Annotated in this window: 15 protein-coding genes and 1 tRNA gene; 8 read left to right on the forward strand and 8 right to left on the reverse strand. The window is 50.0% G+C overall.

Annotation, left to right across the window (positions count from 1 at the left end; all coding sequences use genetic code 11):
• Positions 1-84 precede the first annotated feature (84 nt).
• The 3 genes from ACYVJQ_RS09310 to ACYVJQ_RS09320 form a co-directional block, all read right to left on the reverse strand.
• Positions 85-444 carry a CoA-binding protein gene (locus tag ACYVJQ_RS09310; protein ID WP_460892800.1) on the reverse strand — a complete coding sequence of 120 codons (360 nt, stop codon included), beginning with the start codon at positions 442-444 and terminating at the stop codon, positions 85-87.
• Positions 445-515: 71 nt separating this feature from the next.
• On the reverse strand, positions 516-2,096 hold the full coding sequence (locus tag ACYVJQ_RS09315; RefSeq protein WP_460892801.1) for an NAD(P)/FAD-dependent oxidoreductase: 1,581 nt from the start codon (positions 2,094-2,096) through the stop codon (positions 516-518).
• A gap of 370 nt (positions 2,097-2,466) precedes the next feature.
• Positions 2,467-3,435 (reverse strand): tryptophan 2,3-dioxygenase family protein, encoded by a 969-nt coding sequence (locus tag ACYVJQ_RS09320; RefSeq protein ID WP_460892802.1) that lies wholly within the window; start codon positions 3,433-3,435, stop codon positions 2,467-2,469.
• 221 nt (positions 3,436-3,656) lie between these two features.
• On the opposite strand from ACYVJQ_RS09320, the gene sdaAB reads away from it, so the two are divergent.
• From sdaAB to ACYVJQ_RS09340, 4 genes are read left to right on the forward strand one after another with little or no spacing between them, the layout of a single operon-like run.
• A complete protein-coding gene (gene sdaAB, locus ACYVJQ_RS09325) occupies positions 3,657-4,337 on the forward strand; it encodes an L-serine ammonia-lyase, iron-sulfur-dependent subunit beta (RefSeq protein ID WP_460892803.1) in 681 nt (226 codons plus the stop codon).
• On the forward strand, positions 4,338-5,804 hold the full coding sequence (locus ACYVJQ_RS09330; protein WP_460892804.1) for a TolC family protein: 1,467 nt from the start codon (positions 4,338-4,340) through the stop codon (positions 5,802-5,804).
• 6 nt (positions 5,805-5,810) lie between these two features.
• Positions 5,811-7,202 carry an efflux RND transporter periplasmic adaptor subunit gene (locus tag ACYVJQ_RS09335; protein ID WP_460892805.1) on the forward strand — a complete coding sequence of 464 codons (1,392 nt, stop codon included), beginning with the start codon at positions 5,811-5,813 and terminating at the stop codon, positions 7,200-7,202.
• 3 nt (positions 7,203-7,205) lie between these two features.
• Positions 7,206-8,204, forward strand: coding sequence for an NAD(P)H-dependent glycerol-3-phosphate dehydrogenase (locus ACYVJQ_RS09340; protein ID WP_460892806.1), 999 nt, complete (start codon positions 7,206-7,208; stop codon positions 8,202-8,204).
• Positions 8,205-8,357: 153 nt separating this feature from the next.
• On the opposite strand, the gene ACYVJQ_RS09345 is transcribed toward ACYVJQ_RS09340, so the two are convergent.
• The 3 genes from ACYVJQ_RS09345 to pdxH are packed head-to-tail and all read right to left on the reverse strand — an operon-like array spanning position 8,358 to position 10,891.
• Entirely contained in the window at positions 8,358-8,930 is a 573-nt protein-coding gene (locus tag ACYVJQ_RS09345) for a Maf family nucleotide pyrophosphatase (protein ID WP_460892807.1), read from the reverse strand.
• On the reverse strand, positions 8,917-10,194 hold the full coding sequence (locus tag ACYVJQ_RS09350) for a DUF1015 domain-containing protein (protein WP_460892808.1): 1,278 nt from the start codon (positions 10,192-10,194) through the stop codon (positions 8,917-8,919). Before ACYVJQ_RS09350 ends, ACYVJQ_RS09345 begins: the two co-directional genes overlap by 14 nt.
• A gap of 43 nt (positions 10,195-10,237) precedes the next feature.
• On the reverse strand, positions 10,238-10,891 hold the full coding sequence (pdxH, locus tag ACYVJQ_RS09355) for a pyridoxamine 5'-phosphate oxidase (RefSeq protein ID WP_460892809.1): 654 nt from the start codon (positions 10,889-10,891) through the stop codon (positions 10,238-10,240).
• Positions 10,892-11,108: 217 nt separating this feature from the next.
• Between pdxH and ACYVJQ_RS09360 the strand changes: the two genes are divergently transcribed.
• From ACYVJQ_RS09360 to ACYVJQ_RS09375, 4 genes are all read left to right on the forward strand, one after another.
• Complete coding sequence (locus tag ACYVJQ_RS09360; protein ID WP_460892810.1) at positions 11,109-11,663, forward strand: YqgE/AlgH family protein; 555 nt, start codon at positions 11,109-11,111, stop codon at positions 11,661-11,663.
• 25 nt (positions 11,664-11,688) lie between these two features.
• Positions 11,689-13,938: a DUF349 domain-containing protein gene (locus ACYVJQ_RS09365; RefSeq protein WP_460892811.1), complete on the forward strand. Its 2,250-nt coding sequence runs from the start codon at positions 11,689-11,691 to the stop codon at positions 13,936-13,938.
• A gap of 129 nt (positions 13,939-14,067) precedes the next feature.
• Positions 14,068-14,140 (forward strand) — tRNA-Thr (locus ACYVJQ_RS09370).
• 253 nt (positions 14,141-14,393) lie between these two features.
• The gene (locus ACYVJQ_RS09375; protein WP_460892812.1) at positions 14,394-15,944 is read left to right on the forward strand and encodes a family 43 glycosylhydrolase; all 1,551 of its coding nucleotides are present in this window, start codon (positions 14,394-14,396) and stop codon (positions 15,942-15,944) included.
• A 363-nt stretch (positions 15,945-16,307) separates the two neighbouring features.
• On the opposite strand, the gene ACYVJQ_RS09380 is transcribed toward ACYVJQ_RS09375, so the two are convergent.
• Entirely contained in the window at positions 16,308-17,258 is a 951-nt protein-coding gene (locus ACYVJQ_RS09380) for a sterol desaturase family protein (RefSeq protein ID WP_460892813.1), read from the reverse strand.
• A gap of 207 nt (positions 17,259-17,465) precedes the next feature.
• On the reverse strand, positions 17,466-17,906 hold the full coding sequence (locus tag ACYVJQ_RS09385; protein ID WP_460892814.1) for a rhodanese-like domain-containing protein: 441 nt from the start codon (positions 17,904-17,906) through the stop codon (positions 17,466-17,468).
• Between the last annotated feature and the right edge of the window lie 60 nt (positions 17,907-17,966).

Genomic DNA, 17,966 nt, shown 5'->3' on the forward strand with positions numbered 1-17,966 from the left:
GCCGTTTTTATAAAAACGGCCCCAAAACGCCCTCTGCTTTTTTATGGTCTGCCCGGTGTTTGTAAATCCTGGCCAGACCTTATTTTAATAATTACCAATTGACAGCATCACCAGGGTGCAGGCATGTAAGGTCTCAATATTGTTTTCCTTGGCTTTATTTTCCAGTTCAGAATTCTCGGTGCCCGGGTTGAAGATAATGCGCTTTGGGTGCAGGGAAATAATGTAGTCATACCAACTGGGTTGGTTCTGCGGACCCACATATAAAGTCACCGTATCTACTCCCTCTACAGTTGGCTTTTCGGTTTCAATGGGGAGCCCGGCGACTTCGCCCCGCTTAATCCCTACTGGTACCACCTCATGGCCCGAGCGTTTGAGTTGGTGCACGGCTTTATAACTATATCTGCTTGGGTTATCTGAGGCTCCTATTACAACGGTCTTTTTCATCGTTTTGGCTTGTTTTTCTAAAAAGAGGCTTGAAACGCCTTTTATCATTATACTCCTAAAAACGCTGAGGGTTAAGGGCGAACAAGTAAGGCTACCTGTTCAGCGCAGCGTTCTCCGTCCATGGCAGCAGAGACAATCCCACCGGCATAACCGGCACCTTCGGCACAAGGGAACAGGTTAGAGATTTGCGGGTGGCGCAGGGTTTCCTTGTCTCTGGGGATGCGCACCGGTGAGGAGGTTCTGCTTTCCACGCCTACAATCTGGGCCTCATTGGTCAGGTAACCGCGCATCTTATAGCCAAACTCCTGAAAACCGCCGCGCAGCCTTTCGCCAATCATGGGGGGCAATACCTGGCGCATGTCTACGCTGGCCAGGCCGGGTTGATAAGAAGTTTCTAATAAAGAAGAAGAGGTGACGCCTTTCACAAAATCATGCAGGCGCTGGGCCGGGGCCACCTGGGTACCACCGGCGGCGGAGCAGGCTTTCTGCTCTAAGGCCTGCTGCAACCTTAAACCTGCCAGGGCACCGTGTTGCTTCAAATCCATGTCCTCCAGGTTAATAGCCACCACAATTCCGGAGTTAGCGAATTTGGAATCCCGGCGGCTAGGCGACATACCGTTCACGACCACTTCACCAGGGGCGGTGGCCGCTGGCACAATAAAGCCGCCCGGGCACATGCAGAAAGAGAAAACACCGCGCTCCTGGCCTTTGTAGGCCACCTGCTGCACCAGCGCATACGAAGCAGCCGGCAGATGGAGCCCGCGGTCGCCGTTGGGCACATGGTATTGAATACCGTCAATTAAACTCTGTTGGTGCTCTACCCGCACGCCCATGGCGAAGGGCTTGGCCTCAATAAGGATGTTATTGGCGTGCAGTAACTCGTAAATGTCGCGGGCGGAATGGCCGGTAGCCAGAATGACGGCTTCGCCTTCAAAGGTGGTGTTGTTGGCCGTCTGGACGCCCCGCATTTGCTGGCCTTCTACTATAAAATCAGTGACCCGGGTATCAAAATGAATCTCGCCCCCCGCATTGAGAATAGTCTCCCTGAGCTGGGCAATCAAGACAGGCAGTTTATTGGTGCCAATGTGTGGGTGGGCGTCAAACAGAATATCCTGGGTGGCCCCGTGTTGCACAAAAATCTGCAGGACGCGTTGCACATCGCCACGTTTTTTAGAGCGGGTGTACAGTTTTCCGTCAGAATACGTTCCGGCGCCGCCTTCGCCAAAGCAATAGTTAGAGTCTGGGTTGACTACGTGGTCTTTGTTGATGGCCGCCAAATCTCGCCGACGGGCGCGCACGTCTTTACCGCGCTCCAAAACCACCGGCTTTAAGCCTAACTGGATGCACCGCAGAGCCGCAAACAACCCTGCCGGACCGGCGCCCACAATAAGCACGCGTTTGGCATCTTGCTTTAATTCTGGATACTGGTGCCTGGGAATGAGTTGGGAGACATCCGGGAGCTGCGCGTAGACATCTGCCCTGATTTTTACCTGCACCTGGCGGCCTCGGGCATCAATGGAACGCTTGATTTTGTGGATGTAGGCGGTTTCTGGTGTAGAGGCTAGACCGGCAAGTTGCAAAAGTTCGCGGTCCAGTAAATTTTGGTCATAGGCCACCTCTGGGGCCAACACCACATCAAGTTCTTTTTTCATAAATAGGCAGTAAGGTAGTTAACCTTAAAAGTTCTGGTAAAAGCCTAGGCCGAGGCCTGGGAAATAGGGATGCAAAGATAGCTATGATTGGTAAACCAAAGCCACCTGCGTAAAATTCGTTTTGAGCCCGTTTTTTGAAAAACAGGCTCAAAACGGAAACAAGACGAAATAGGGGATATGGTTTGACTTGGGTGTGTTAGTAAAGGCTGGAGATGATCTAATAGCCCTTGCGTTGTTCTCCAGCAAGCTAATAAGCCCAATGAATCTAATTTATTGGTGAGAACACTAATAAAGGCACCATTTAGCACCTCAGCACATTAAACTATTAGCACATCTTCAAATTTCCTCATCTTCAAATTTTCAAATCCACCTAATCTACCTGGCCAATAATATCATTGACCCAACCTTTACCCCAGTTTTCTCTTTCCTCCTGGGTCCAGATTTCTGGGTAGAAGATACGCTTCTGAAATTTGGGAGGCAGGTACCTTTGCCAGTTGGTGCCGCCGGTGGCAGTGATCACGTCTGGGTTACGCTGCAGGTACCGCACCGCAGACTTGTAGTGCATGAGCGGCCAGTTCACGTTCACGTTGCTGTCCAGTTCTTTTAAGTGCTTGAGCAGCTTTGGGTTTTGCTGATCTGGTTCAGGCAGCTGTTTAAATTTGGCCCAAATGTTTTTGTGCTGGTATTCGCGGGCTAGTTGGATCAGCTCTTCTGAGTATTTCTCCTCAAACTGCAGCAGGGTAAGCGTTTTGGCACCGGTGGCTTCTTCGGTGGCGCCTTCTTTCCAGTAAATGCAGCCGTACATTTCTTCCTGGGTACTTTGCTGGCCCAGGGCCTCGCGCTTGGCTTTGTCGGTGAGGTTGCGCAGGTCTGTGGAGCAGATCTCTATTTTACGGTACTGCACGCTCTGGAACCCGCTGGCGGGCATGAGCGCCATCCTGAACTTAAGGAATTCCTTCTGGTCCATTCCATCTACCATCACCTCAAAAGAATTGATCAGGTTTTCAAAGTACCGGTTTATGCGGCCAATGCGCAGGAGCAGGTTGTCAAGGGTAGGTACTTGCTCTTCGCCAATCTGCCGGTACTCATGCAGGCAGAGCTTGAAATAGAGCTCTGTGATCTGGTGGTACATGATGAAGATTTCCTCATCTGGTATTTTGGTGCGGGGCGTTTGCAGGCTCAGAAGCGTGTCTAAATGGATGTAATCCCAGTAGTTAAGAAAGTCTGAGTAAAGAAGTCCTTCCAGGTAAGCAGCTAAGTCCTGCCCCAGGGGACGGTACTTTTGCTGCAGCCGGTCCAGTAATTCCAGCACCTGGGGAGAGAAGGTAGGGTCTGCCATTATATTATTTTCTTAATATTGTAATTATCTATCTTTACCTGCGACAAAGAAAGTGAAAGTATTTGTAGTTGGCGTGTTCCCTGGCAAAGAAAGGCCAGGCCTTAAAGGCAAATTGCGCTACAAAACCCTTTCCATTTGTCCCCAGGGTTCTATTTATTACGGCAAACCGGCGCACCCGGAAACAAAATGATACCTTTGGTGCGGTAAAATGCACAGAGACCATGGCAGAGAAAAGCAGTATTTTTGATATGATTGGCCCCGTCATGATTGGCCCTTCAAGTTCGCACACCGCCGGGGTGGTGAGAATTGCCCGGGCGGCCATCAGAATTCTGGGCGCCGCACCCACTGAGGCTGTTATTACCTTTTACAATTCCTTCGCCCGCACCTATGAAGGGCACGGAAGTGACCGCGCTATTATTGCCGGTCTGCTTGATTTTAAGACCGATGACCTCCGGATCAAGGAATCTTTTGACCATGCCCGGGAGCGGGGCCTGAAGTACACCTTCAAATCGATAGGAAATGCCTCTACCATGCATCCCAATACCATTAAATTGAACCTGACTTCGGCAGACGGAAGGCAGGCAGAGGTGGTGGGCCAAAGCAGGGGGGGCGGCGTGATCAGCATTGTGGAGGTAGATGGTTTCCCGTCTAACTTCTCGGCTAACCTGCATACCCTTATCATTGACGCCGATGACGTGAAAGGCAGTATTGCTTTCATTGCCAACGTGATTGCCCATGATGACTGCAACATCGCCACCATGAACGTGTCCCGGAAAGGCCGGCATGACCTGGCCCGCCAGTTTATTGAGATGGACTCAGGCATGCGCCCCATAACTCTGGAATATCTGCGGCAGTTGAGTTGGGTAAAAAATGTGATTTACATCCCTAACATTGATTTATAAATGCAGCGTTTTACCTCAAAATTTCTGGCTACGCTGGGGCTGGCCGCGGGCTGTTGCTCTTTCTCCCTGGCCCAAACCAATGCCCCGGCAGAAACCGTCTGGACCCTTCAGCAATGCATTGAGCAGGGCCTGAAAAATAACCTGCAGGTAAAACAAGCGGGGCTGCAGGTGGAGCAAGACGCCCTAGACGTGAAACAGGCCAGGTTTAACCAATTGCCTACCCTCAATGGGAGTGCTTCTTATGGGTACAGCTTCGGTTTTTTCAATGACCCGCTTACCTATGAGCAACGCAATGAGCAGAACCGGTCCAGCAACTTCTCCCTGCAAGGCAACGTGCCCTTATTTAGCGGGTTGCAGATTCAGAACACCATCAAGCGCAATAGAATAGATTTGCAGGCCACCGAGCTGGATCAGAAAAGGTCCCAGAACGACTTGATGCTCAACATTGTGACGGCCTACATGCAGATTCTCCTGAACCAGGAAATCCTCAAAACCAACCAGGAGCGCCTGAATCTCACCCAAGTACAGGCAGACCGCACCCAGAAGCTGTTTAAGGCAGGAAGCGTAGCAGAAAGCAACGTACTGGAGCTAAATGCCCAGATTGCCAGCGATGAATTAAACATCATCACGGCCCAAAACAACATTGAGCTGGCCGAGCTGCGGTTGATTCAGTTGTTAAACCTGGAAAGCGCCTCACCCGCTACCTTTGCCATTGAGGTTCCTAACCTGCCAGACCCAGACCAATCTGTGATTGCATTTGAGGCCCAAGAAGTGTACCAGACGGCAGAAAGCATCATGCCTCAGATCAAGAGTTCGCAACTTAGGATTGAAAGCTCCCTCAAAAGCATGGACATTGCCCGGGGCGCTTATTTCCCAACCCTTAGCTTGGGCGGAAGCGTTAGCACCCGCTATTCCAGCGGTACCCCGTTTTTCATAGTGGGCCCACCCCAGACGGTGACCCAAACCATTGGGTTTGTGAAAAATGACCCCGCTATGCCGGTAACCTATACCACCATCAGCAGACCTAGAACGGCCACTTCTTACAGCTATCTGGATCAGTTGTCAGATAACCTGGGGCAATACGTGGGGCTTAACCTGAGTATCCCTATCCTCAACAGTTTCCGGACCCGCAATAACGTGCAGCTATCCCGTATTGGCCTGCGCAACGCTGAACTGAATTCGGCCATTGCCAAGAACCAGTTACGGCAGGATATTGCCCAAGCCTATACGGATGCCCTGGGGGCCCAGAAAAGATTTTCCGCCGCTAAAAAGCAGATGGCCGCGTTTGAGCAGGCGTTCAAAAACGCTGAGATCAGACTTAATAACGGCCTCATTAACAGTGTAGATTTCAACGTGGCCCGCAACAATTACGTGAAGGCCCAGTCTGATATTATTCAAGCCAAATACGATTACATTTTCAGATTAAAATTCCTGGAATTCTACCAGGGTAAAAACATTACTCTATAACAGCTCATGGCAAAACGCAGATCAAACAAACTGATTTACATTCTTGGCGCCTTGGTAGTGCTATTGCTTATTGGCGCCATGGTGGCCAAAAAGCAGGGTTGGATAGGGAAGGAAAAAGGCATTGAGGTAGTGGTCTCCAAAGCGAAACCCACCGATATAGTAGAGAAAGTAAGCGCCTCTGGTAAGGTACAGCCCGAAATTGAGGTAAAGATTAGCCCAGACGTGTCTGGGGAGATTACAGCCCTTTTTGTGAAAGAGGGGGACTCCGTGGTGGCAGGGCAATTGCTGCTGCGCATCCGTCCTGATAACTACCAGGCCATGGTGGAGATGCAATCTGCTTCAGTAAATACCCAGCGCGCAAACCTGGCCCAGGCCAAAGCCCGTCTGGACCAAGCCCTGGCCAACAGCAAAAACGTGCGCCAGTCATTTGAGCGTAACCGCACGCTGTTCCAGCAAAAAGTGATCTCTCAATCTGAGTATGACGCCAGCCGCGCACAATTTGAAGCCAATAAGGCCGAGGTAGACGCAGCTCGCCAGAGCGTAAGGGCGGCAGAATCTACAGTACGTAGCGCCAGCGCCTCCCTGGACGAATCCAGAAGAAACCTGGACAAAACCACCATTTACGCGCCGGTGAGCGGCACTGTCTCCAAACTAAATGTGGAGAAGGGTGAACGCGTAGTAGGAACCTCCCAGATGGCCGGTACTGAGATCATGCGCATTGCCAACCTCAACAACATGGAGATTCGTGTGAACGTGAATGAGAACGACATTGTGCGGGTGCAGCTAAAGGACTCGGTGCTGGTAGAGGTAGACTCTTACACCAAGTCTAACCGCAAGTTCAAAGGTGTTGTCACCTCCATTGCCAACACGGCCAAAGATGCTACTTCCCTTGAGGCGGTAACCGAGTTTGAGGTGCGCATCCGGTTGCTAAACGAATCGTACAAGGACCTGATTCAAGCCAATGGCCGTGCCCCTTTCAGACCCGGCATGACTGCTTCCGTAGACATCATCACTGACCGTAAGGACAATGTCTTATCCGTGCCCTTAGTGGCGGTGACCACGCGCGGCAAAGAAAAACCGGGCGCTAAGGCCGCTGCGCAAAAAGAAAATAACGCGGAGGAGGCAGATAAGCCCGTAAGGCCCGAAGACCGCCCAGACGAAGTGGTGTTTGTGTATGAAAACGGCGCCGTTAAAATGGTAAAAGTGGTAACGGGCATCAGTGACTTTGATAACATTGAAATTCTGTCTGGGTTAAAGCAAGGGCAGGAAGTGGTTTCCGGGCCTTTCAGAGCTATCTCCAAACAACTGAAGGATGGGGATAAGGTGACCGTGACCGATGAAAAAACGTTAAGTAAAAAATTGAAGGAAGACACCTCTGAGGAGGAAGGAGATAAATAAGCTTTGCAGGAATTAGAAAAAATAGCCGTTCTGGGAGGTGGTAGTTGGGCCACGGCCTTGGTGAAGATATTGTCAGAGAACAAGGCAGATGTGCGTTGGTGGCTGCGCAACCCCGAAGATGTGCACCACCTGCGGCAGTATGGCCACAATCCGCGTTATCTAAGCGGAGTGAGGTTTGACCTAAACTTTTTGCACCCATCCAGCCAACTGGAAGAAACCTTACAGGGGGCCAATTGGGTGATTCTGGCGGTTCCGGCGGCTTTTGTGAAAGACGCATTGGCGGGATTACCTAAAGATGTTTTCCAAGGCAAGACTCTTGTTTCGGCGGTGAAGGGGATGATCCCGACGGAGAATTTGCTTATCACAGATTTTCTGGAACAGCACTTCAACGTGCCCGCCGACCGGCAGTGCGTGATTGCCGGGCCCTGCCACGCCGAGGAAGTAGCCCTGGAAAAACAATCCTACCTCACCATTGGATCTCATAACCTGGAACTGGCAGAAAATTTCTGTGACTTATTGCGAAACCGCTATGTGAAGGCGCACCCCCTGGATGACATTGATGGGGTGGAATACTGCGCCGTTATCAAGAACATTATTGCCCTGGCCTGTGGTATTGCCCACGGCCTGAACTACGGCGACAATTTCCAGGCCGTGATGGTATCTAACTCCCTGGAGGAGATAGAGCATTTCCTGGACGCGCTCATGCCCCTGCACCGTGACCTCAAAGGCAGCGCCTATTTAGGAGATTTGCTGGTGACGGCCTATTCCCAATTTAGCCGTAACCGCACCTTCGGGAATATGATAGGAAGAGGCTATACCGTTAAATCAGCCCAGGTGGAAATGAACATGGTAGCTGAGGGTTATTACGCTGTGAAAAGCATCTATGAGCTTAATAAAAAGCTAAAGGTGGAAATGCCCATTACTACCGCCGTCTACAACATCCTGTATGAGCATGTTTCACCGGGTGTAGAGATAGATATCTTAAAGGAGAAATTCAGGTAATCCTGAAATAAAGTAAGTGCTAAGCAAGCGGTAACCCATTAATAGGAAACCGATTAAATAAAACAGAAGGCCCGCTCTTGCAAAAGAACGGGCCTTCTGTTTTGGGCCTGTTTTCATGAAAACAGGCTTAAAACGCAAGATTAATGTAAGCTTTTAAAATACCAGCAGTTCTTCATATAACCGATGCACCGGCAGGCCCATTACGTTAAAGTAAGAGCCTTCAATGCGTTCAATGCCTACCAGCCCCAGCCAGTCTTGGGCGCCGTAGCTACCGGCCTTGTCAAAAGGTTTGTAGGTGTTGATGTAGAAGTCAATCTCATCGCGGGTTAACTCCCTGAAATGGACGGTGGTCACGTCATGGAATACCACGCTTTTCTCCTGGCTAAGCAGGCAAACCCCGGTATAGACCTCATGGCTGCGACCCGACAGATGCGTGAGCATGCGGGTGGCCTCGGCGTGGTCATAGGGCTTGTTCAGGATTTTGTCGTCCAGGCACACAATGGTGTCGGCGGTGATGATCACCTCGTTGGGTTGCAGGTCCTCGCGGTAGAAGCTGGCTTTGTGGGCGGCCAGGTACTCGGCCACTTCGGCGCGGGCCAAATCTCCGGGGAAATCCTCGTGCACCTCTTTCACGCGCACCTCAAAGGGAAGGCCCAGGTTGGTGAGCAGTTCACGCCGCCGTGGCGAATTGGAAGCCAGAATATAGGAATGCTTAGTAAAATTCATTTTCGTCTATTGAGCTGAATAAAAATCCACAGATAACTTTAGGGTAGAAGAAGGTTGATTTTTGCGGCATCACGGCCCCCGAGTGGCACACGCGCTGCACTTCCTCCATGGTCACTTCATTGGTGATGAGGGCTACCTGGGCGATGCCGGAATCTACCTTGGTCAGGCACTCCGCAAAAGACCTCACGTAGGAAAGCCCCGGGTATTGGCGCTGTTCCTCGGCATTGATGCCTAGTACCCGCTCCAGAATAAAGTAGTGCATCACCGTGAGGTCCAAGGCCTTTACTTCCTCGGGGAGGTCCCAGGAAAGTTGGGCATGCACCTCAGGCTTTAGCCGTAATTTATAGGCCTGTCCCTGCAGGTACAGCCCAAAGGCCCATTGCTTGCCCATGATCACCTCATTCAGGTCATAGGCTTCCTCTATGGGCTTAATGGTGAAAAACTCTTCCAGCCTTAAAAGGAAATCTCCCGCAGGAATTGGTAAGTTCTCCAGGAGCCGGTGGGTGGGCAAAATACGCAGATCATCTGAGGCCGTGTTGGTCAGGTACATGAGGTGGAAATGGAAGGGAGCGTCCGGCGAAGCGTCTGGTTGCTCCTTCATCATCTTCTGGCGGTACACCAAAGAGCCTTCGTACCGGTGGTGGCCATCGGCTAATATGATTTGGCGGTCTTTGAGGTGATCTACAAATTTCTGGATGACAACCGCATCATGAATGACAGACAACACATCGCGCACGCCCTGGTAATCCTCAGACTCATAGATAGGGGAGGTGATGCTCTCATCCATGTAGGTTTCCAATTCAAACGCAGGGTCTGTGAAGAGGCCATGGGTGGCGCTGGTGTGCATCTTGGTCTGTTCCAGCAATTCAATGCGGTCATTCACGGCTGCCGGAATGGTGTTCTCGTGCCGGAGAATGACCTGCTCTTCCCAGGCGTAGGCCTTGATGTGGCACATAAACCCTTTGCGACAATAGGTGCGTTCTGACCCCGGTAGCTTGAAATACTGGTAATACACATAGATTCCGGGTAGCGGGTCCTGCTGCAGAATACCAGACCTTTTCCAGTGTTCTGCGGTGCGGCGGGCGCTCTCAGCGGGGTTAGGGCCGGGCGGAACAGATAAATGAATGCTGTTGTACGGGTTGCGGTATAAGGCCTGCCGCTGCTTTACAGACACCACGTCAAACAATGGCGACGTAAGCGCATCTAAGGAGAAGGGAAGCTTTGGGTTATACCTGAACCCTTTAACCGGAAGAATCTCAGCCATAGACTGTTTTAAAGCTGTTTTTTGAAAAATAGACCTAAAACTCTCAAGGCGCCAGACGCTGCAAATGCCAGTTGCCCCCTTCCTGCTGTTTATACAGCAGACGGTCATGGAGGCGGTTCTGCCGGCCTTGCCAGAATTCAACCTTCAGGGGCCTTACCAGATAGCCGCCCCAATGCGGTGGCCTGGGTACTACTTCCTGGTCCGCGAACTTGGCTTCATATTCTTTGGCCAGGATATCCAATACCTGCCGGTCCTGAATGGGCTGGCTCTGAGGAGAGGACCAGGCACCTATCTGGCTGCCCCGCGGGCGGCTGTGGAAATAGTCATCTGAGGCCTGAGCTGAAACCCGTTCTACGGTTCCCTCCACCCGCACCTGCCGTTCTAGCGCGGGCCAGAAAAAGGTAAGGGCAGCAAAGGGATTTTCCAAGAGTTGCTGTCCTTTGCGGCTTTCATAGTTGGTGTAGAACACAAAGCCTTCAGACTCCAGGGCCTTCAACAATACTACCCGTGCCGACGGTTTGCCTTGGGCGCTGCAGGTACTTAGGGTGAAAGCGGTGGGTTCCTCTACCTTGGCGGAAAGGGCTTCCTGCATCCAGGTACCAAACTGTTGGAATGGATCTGGAGAAACGGCTTCTACGGTTAACTCCTTCAGGGAATAGTTGATCCTGATATCGGCAAGAGACAAGGGTGTTTCCATGGGATTAGCCTCTGTTGGTTGATGACCCAAAAGTAGGGGGTTTATGGGTAAATGGTGCCACCTGGTCAAAAAAAGGATTTCGGGCTTACTTTTCCCCCATACCACAATTTAAAAAAACACGTTTATAATAACGTTAATGCCTAAGAACCGGCAAACCAATTTAAGACGGAAAGAGTACGTACTTATATTGAATTCTACAGAACTGAAAAGACAAAAGATGGCCAAAGAGATTCAGAACGGAAGCATATTGATTTCAGAACCTTTTCTAGGAGACCCAAACTTTGAGCGTAGTGTGCTGGTCATCTGCCAGCATGACAAGGAGGGAACCGTAGGGCTGGTGCTGAACAAGCTTTCTGCATTGCACTTATCTGACGTGGTGGACATCAATGAAACTGTCTTTGATATGGCCCTGGCCGTTGGTGGCCCCATGCAACCTAATACGCTGCACTATATCCATAGACTGGCAGAGCTGCCCAATGCCCAACAGATTGCCTCTGGGCTTTACTGGGGCGGGGATTTTGATGAGTTAACCAATTGGTTAAACCAGGGGCTTGTGAACGCAGACCAAATCAGATTTTTCGTGGGTTATTCGGGTTGGAGCCCGGGTCAGTTAGAGGAGGAAATTGAGAAAAATGTTTGGTTTGTTAATAACAATGCTGCAAATAAATTGCTTACTTTGAATATAGATACCTTGTGGCGCGACATCTTAAAAGAGATGGGGGGCAAGTATAAAATGTACGCCAATTACCCCGCAGACCCAAGTTTAAATTAACCCAACGGCGCAAAGCCCCACGTGTATGATGAATCTAGAACCGGAAAATCAGCAAAACGGAAATACAGAGGAACAAGCTGCCCAGGCAAATGCGCAGGAACAACGCAGAATCCTGGAGGAGCGCCTGGCTGAAATAAATTCCCGAGCACCCCAGGGTGCCGATCCCGCGGAGCCTCTTGCCGCTTCATCTGCCGTGGAGGAGCCAACTTCTCCTACAGAAAACAGTTCGCCTACTGCCGGTACAGAAGAAGCCTCGCCAGAGGTAGACCTGGAAAAAGGCCAGTCTGCGGTATTGGCTTCCTCAGAGCCTATTACCCCGGTGGCTGTGTTTATGCCTGACCAAGAAGATTCAGCCAAAGAGGAAGAGCCCGAAGTGCGGACGACTGATGCAGCGGAAGAATCAACTCCGGTAGCGGCCACTGAGCCTGAACCATCAACCCCATCAGCGCCTCCGGTAGCGGTTACTACTGAGGAAGGTGCTTCTGCAACACCAACCTCAGACCAGCCAACGGCCAGCGCTCCCCTCGCCCAGGAAGAACCCCATGAAGAGGATGAACTGCACCAGGAAGAAGACTATACGCATTTACCAGTTGAGGAGCTAAAAACCAGAATCATGGCTTTGGCACAGGAAGGCAATGCCCGGAAATCTGGCCGGCAGCTGAACAACCTGTATAAAGTCTACGACCAGCATTTCCAGGAAGAAAAGCAGGAGGCCCTGAAACGGTTCACGGCAGAAGGCGGCTCTGCCGATGATTTTGACTACAAAGCCTCACCGGCCCACCGCGAAGTGGAGCAGGCCATGCAGAAGTTCAGGGAGGCTCGCCATAAAGAAGCCCGTCAGGACGAAGAACAGAAAGTACAGAATCTGCAACGCAAACGCGAGTTACTGGAAAAACTGCGGGTTTTGATAGAATCTTCTGAGACCCAGACCAGCGTCAACAGCATAAAAGAACTGCAGGCCGAATGGAAATCCATTGGCCAGGTACCTACCGCCGAGACCCAGCAATTGTGGAATTCTTACCACGCCCTGCTGGACATGTACTACAACAACCGCAGTATCTTCTTTGAACTGAAGGAACTGGACCGTAAACGCAACCTGGACGCTAAAGCGGCCCTTTGCGAGCGGGCGGAAGCCCTGGCTCAGGAAACCAACGTAAACAAGGCCCTGCAGGAATTGCGCCATCTGCATGATGAATGGAAGCACATTGGACCCGTGCCCAATGAGGCCCGGGACGTCATCTGGAACCGCTTCATACAGGCTTCTGAACAAGTACACGAGCGCAAGAAAGCTTTCTTTGAAAGCCGCCGTGCCGAGGAAATGGCCAACCTGGAAACCAAGCGTGCCCTGTTGGCCGAGATTGAGCAATTCCAACACATCACTTCTGACCGCATCAATGACTGGCGCGACAAAACCGACCAGATCCAGCTTCTGAAAGAGCGTTGGGATGCCGCCGGGTTGGTGCCTAAAGAATTTGCCGAGGAAGTGAACAAGGCTTTCTGGAGCAGCTACAAAGCCTTCTTCCACCACAAGAATACCTTCTTCAAAGCCCTGGACGAGGAGAAGATGAATAACTACCGCCAAAAGGTAGCCCTTTGCGAAGAGGCCGAAAGCGTGCAAGCCAGCGAAGAATGGGACAGCACCAAAGAGAAGCTCATTCAGCTCCAGAAAAAGTGGAAGACCATTGGCCGGGTGCCAGACAAATACTCAGACAAAATCTGGAACCGGTTCCGTACAGCCTGTAATACTTTCTTTGACCGTCTGCACCAGGAGGCACAGAACAAAGAAACGCAGCTGAACCAGCTTTCAGCCCAAAAATTGGCTTATTGTGAGGAACTGGCCACCAAAGTGGCTGACCCCACCTTGGTAGGTTCTGAGGAAGAGTTCACCCGCATTCAGCAGGAATGGCAGGGCATAGCCACTGAAGGCAAAAGAAACCCGAAACTGGAGGATAGGTTCCAGCAGTTGCTGGCCCGTTACTTAGATAAGGTTCCTGACCTGAGCACCGATCAAAAGGAGCAGACGTTGTTCAAACTGCAGTTGAGCCAGATGAAAGCCAGCCCAGACGGTGATCAGAAACTCTACCAGAAAGAGCAGCACCTGCGCCGGGACATCACTTCCCTGGAAAACGATATCTCCACGCTTAGAACCAATATTGAGTTTTTTGCCCGTTCTAAGAACGCCGAGAAACTGCGCGAAGAATACCAGGCTAAAATTGATGAGGCCCAGAACCGCATTCAACACCTGAAGCGTCAGTTAAAGGCCCTGCGCTCTTAAATTTTTCAAATTGAGTGTCAGGAGGTTGTAAAAAACCTTTGAAAAAAGTGAGAGAGGGCTTTGCAAATATAAATTAGACCCCTACTTTTGTATCGCTTTCAGCAAGGAACTAGTTCTGAGAAAGCAAAAGCCTCCTTAGCTCAGCTGGTAGAGCAACTGACTTGTAATCAGTAGGTCGCTGGTTCGATCCCGGCAGGAGGCTCTTCACCATCAAGCCCTTATCTCCAAAAAGAGGTAAGGGCTTTTTGCTTTCCCTCCCTTTAAATCTTCAACTTCCTTTTCTTATCAGCCTATTTCCTTTTGGCCAAAAAGGCTATCTATTTTAATTGTTAAACTTACACTAAAGTTTGAGATATTGGGGTTTGCTTTCCTTAGGTAACCTTTACAAATAGATTCTCATGCGCGCTTCCCCCTTGTATTGTCTCTTTTCCTTAACGCTGACTCTCCTCTGGAGTGTGGGTACCATAAGCTTTGGCTATTCTCAGGCCCACAGCATTAAAAATGATGTGTTCTGGAACACAACTACCGGGCAACCTATTTATAGCCAAGGAGGAGGCATTTTCCGGTTTCCAGACCCGGTAACGGGCGTTAAAAAATACTACTGGTATGGGGTCCAATATGAAGAAGCCAGCCTGTACCGAAACGATCCTTCTGTCACCCATAAAACCAGCACCTTTGCGGCAGTCACCTGCTATAGTTCTACTGACCTGGTAAACTGGACAGCGGAACCAGATGTGCTGACCAAAAACAATTTGTCTGATCCTTACAGGAAAACCTGGGTGGGCCGTTTAGGGGTGGCTTACATTCAGGAATGGAACAAATACGCGCTGTTGGTGCAATATGGCAACCAGGTACTGGTAACGGTGGCAGATTCGCCCTTAGGACCTTTTAAACGGCACCAGGAAATCAACATGGAGCCCATTATAGGCACACCCAATACAGGCGACCAGACCGTGTTCAATGATGAGGATACGGGCAAGTCTTACCTGGTTTATTCTTACGGCAGGGGCCGCAATAAAATCTACGTCTCTGAGATAGGGGTGAAGGACGGTAAAATTGGCTTGCTGGACTGCACCAAGATTTTCCAGGGGGAAGGACGTGAAGGAAACTGTATGTTCAAGTATAAAGGCAAGTATTACATGGCCGCCTCAGACCTTTACGGCTGGGATTCCTCCTATGCCTATTACCTGGTGGCAGATGATATTAGAGGTCCTTACCAGCCCACCAATAAAATGCTGGTGATGGACGGGGTAAAGGAAGATTTCTCGCATGTGACCCAAACCGGCTTTTTTGTGACCGTAAAAGGCAGCAAACAGGAAACGGTAGTGTACTGCGGTGATAGATGGGCCAACTTTGCCGGCAACGGTTTGGGCTACAACCAATGGATGCCTCTTTCCTTTAAAGACTCTGTACCTTATTTCAATTCACTGAGCGCCTGGAACCTAAATGCCCAAACCGGTGAGTGGACTGTAGGTAAGGACAATAACTTTGTGAAGAATGGCAGTTTTGAAGCCGACCGCAATGCTATTCCCAGTGCCGTGAAGCCTGTGCAGGAACAACTAACCGGTTGGAGAACTGAAGTGCTGGAAGGAAACAAAATAGAAGTAGGCAGCCCCAGTTCCCCGGTCTTAAACCACATGAACACGCAAAGCGAACGGCAAGTAGTAATTGGCGAAAAAAGCCTAAATATTAGTGACAAGGTGTCCTTCAACCGGAAAACCTTCCAAGTAATTACTTCTTCTTCATTCGTTCCCCTCAAGGATGGCCGCTATACCCTTACCGCCAAAATAAAAAACAGTGCAGGTTTTTCTACCCTTGAGATGTACGCCATTAGTGCCGGGAAAACGGTTCAAACTAAAGTGACAAGAGAGAACCCTGAGTGGGTAACCATCCAGGTAAGAAATATAAAAGTTAAAGGCGGAAAAGTAGAGATAGGATTTCTGGCGCAAGGCAATGCCAACGCCTTCTGTTTCATAGATGACGTCGCTCTAGTAAGTGCGCCATAGCCAACCAAGTTTTGTTTGGTACCAGATTATTCAGGTATTTCTCTCAATATGAAAATCTGTTTTGAAGGTGTTTTTAGAAAAATTGCCCCAAAACAGCCCAAGACAAAAAACATGAGTAAGGATTTGATAAGGCAATGAACGAATGAATGAGGTTGCTGGTAGTATCTGTATTTATATCCTGACTTCACTTAACCACATAGAGCAGGAAGGGTCCGGTAGTACAGGATAACCTATTGTTCTTTCAAAGTAAAAAACCCAGTCTGTTTTGAGGCCGTTTTCCCGAAAACGGCCTCAAAACAGACTGGGTTTTTATTACCTTTTATTATAGCATTTCCTTAGGGCCGAATCGCTAAGAAGTAAGTTTCAGAAAGCTTTGTCTAAAGGTACTTGGTGCTGATCTTCTATTGGTTGGTGCACCGTTGGCAAAGGGGCTGAAGGATTTTGGGGGGCTGTTTCTTTGAAGGGGTGCCACATCTGTTCCTGGAATGTTTTCGGGTAATGCTCCACTTCGTCAAAACCGAGGGCAATGTCACGGCCATCTGAAGGAACATACGCCGTCCCAAATAGGTAATCCCAAATACTCAAACTAATGCCGTAATTGGCACCATACCGGTTTGGTAAATGCTTGGCGTGGTGCCAGATATGCATTTGGGGGTTATTGAACAGAAACCGGAAAGGGCCCAAGGGAACGTGAATATTGGAGTGATTAAAATGCCCAATAGCGGTAGCGAAAATGTGTACCAGGAAGAAATCCTGAATCCCGAAACCGATCATGGCCAGCGGAATATATTCCAGGGTACGGTACACCACCGTTTCACCCCAGTGGAACCGCAGGTGGGCGGCAAAACCCATTTGCTGCACGGAGTGGTGTACCTTATGGAATCGCCAGAGAAACTCAGAACGATGCAAAAGCCGGTGCACGTTCCACTGAATGAAATCCCGCACCACAAATAAGGTAAGCAGCTGCGCCCACACCGGCCAGGATTTTATTTCAAAGGCCACCAGGTTCCGGATACCAAACAGGGCCAGAAAATCATTGAACGCCTCCACCCCAATGTTGGAAATGGCATTGAACCCTACCAGCGAAAATAAAAAGAAGTTAAAAAACATGTAAAAACCGTCCAGCCAGAAGTCCTGCCTGATCTTCGCCTGGTGTTGCCGCCAGGGAGCTACTACCTCCAAAAGCCAGAAGAACAGAGAAAGCCCAAGCAGCCAGTAGAAATAGTTTCCCCACCGGGGGTAGAGGATCTCACTAAGGAGATACCCACCGTAATCGGCGAAAGAATTCAAAAATATGCTCCAGTATTTCTCCATGGTCAATGGTAATGGTCTTGGCCGGTGAGTAGGTGAGAAAGCTTCTGCCTTGCAATTGTTTCCTGAAGGTTTCGCTCAATGGCAGAACAATTACTTCGTCTAATAGTTGGGCGTTAGTTGCGTTTCCGGCCCGAAAAACGAAAAAGAGGCCTAAACCAATAAAGCTGCCAGAAGTATAGCCTTTTTATTCAAAGTGATGAGTAGGGCTTATTCTAAGGCGATTCCCATTTCCTTAAGGGAAGAAAAACCTTCCCGGGCATCATAAATCTGTTTGAAACCCAATTGTTTCATGCGCTCAGATGCCTGACTGCTGCGTCCACCCACTGCACAGTAAACAAGATAGGTCTTCTCAGGGTTCAGCGCCTTCAGGCGTCCCTGAAAATCGGGGCTGTAAATGTCCAGCAACTGGGCATTCTTCAAGTGGCCTGCCTTAAATTCACTAGGAGTTCTCACATCTAAAACCACCACCTCAGATTCACCGGCCAGCAGGTCTTTTACTTCCTGGCTGCTCAAGGGTTTAACCTGATGGGTTTGCTGAGGGACAGAGGCATGTTCAGTCCCTACATCAGGGGTAGTACCCTTGGTTGGTTGGGTGTTGCAAGAAGTCAGCAAAGCGGTGGCAGCCAGTGAGAAAACTATTCTTTTCATGTGATGGGGAATTTTAAATAAGATTAAAGATAGGCCGGCCGGAAAAACTTCCAGCCGGCA

The sequence above is a fragment of the Rufibacter soli genome, assembly GCF_054781795.1.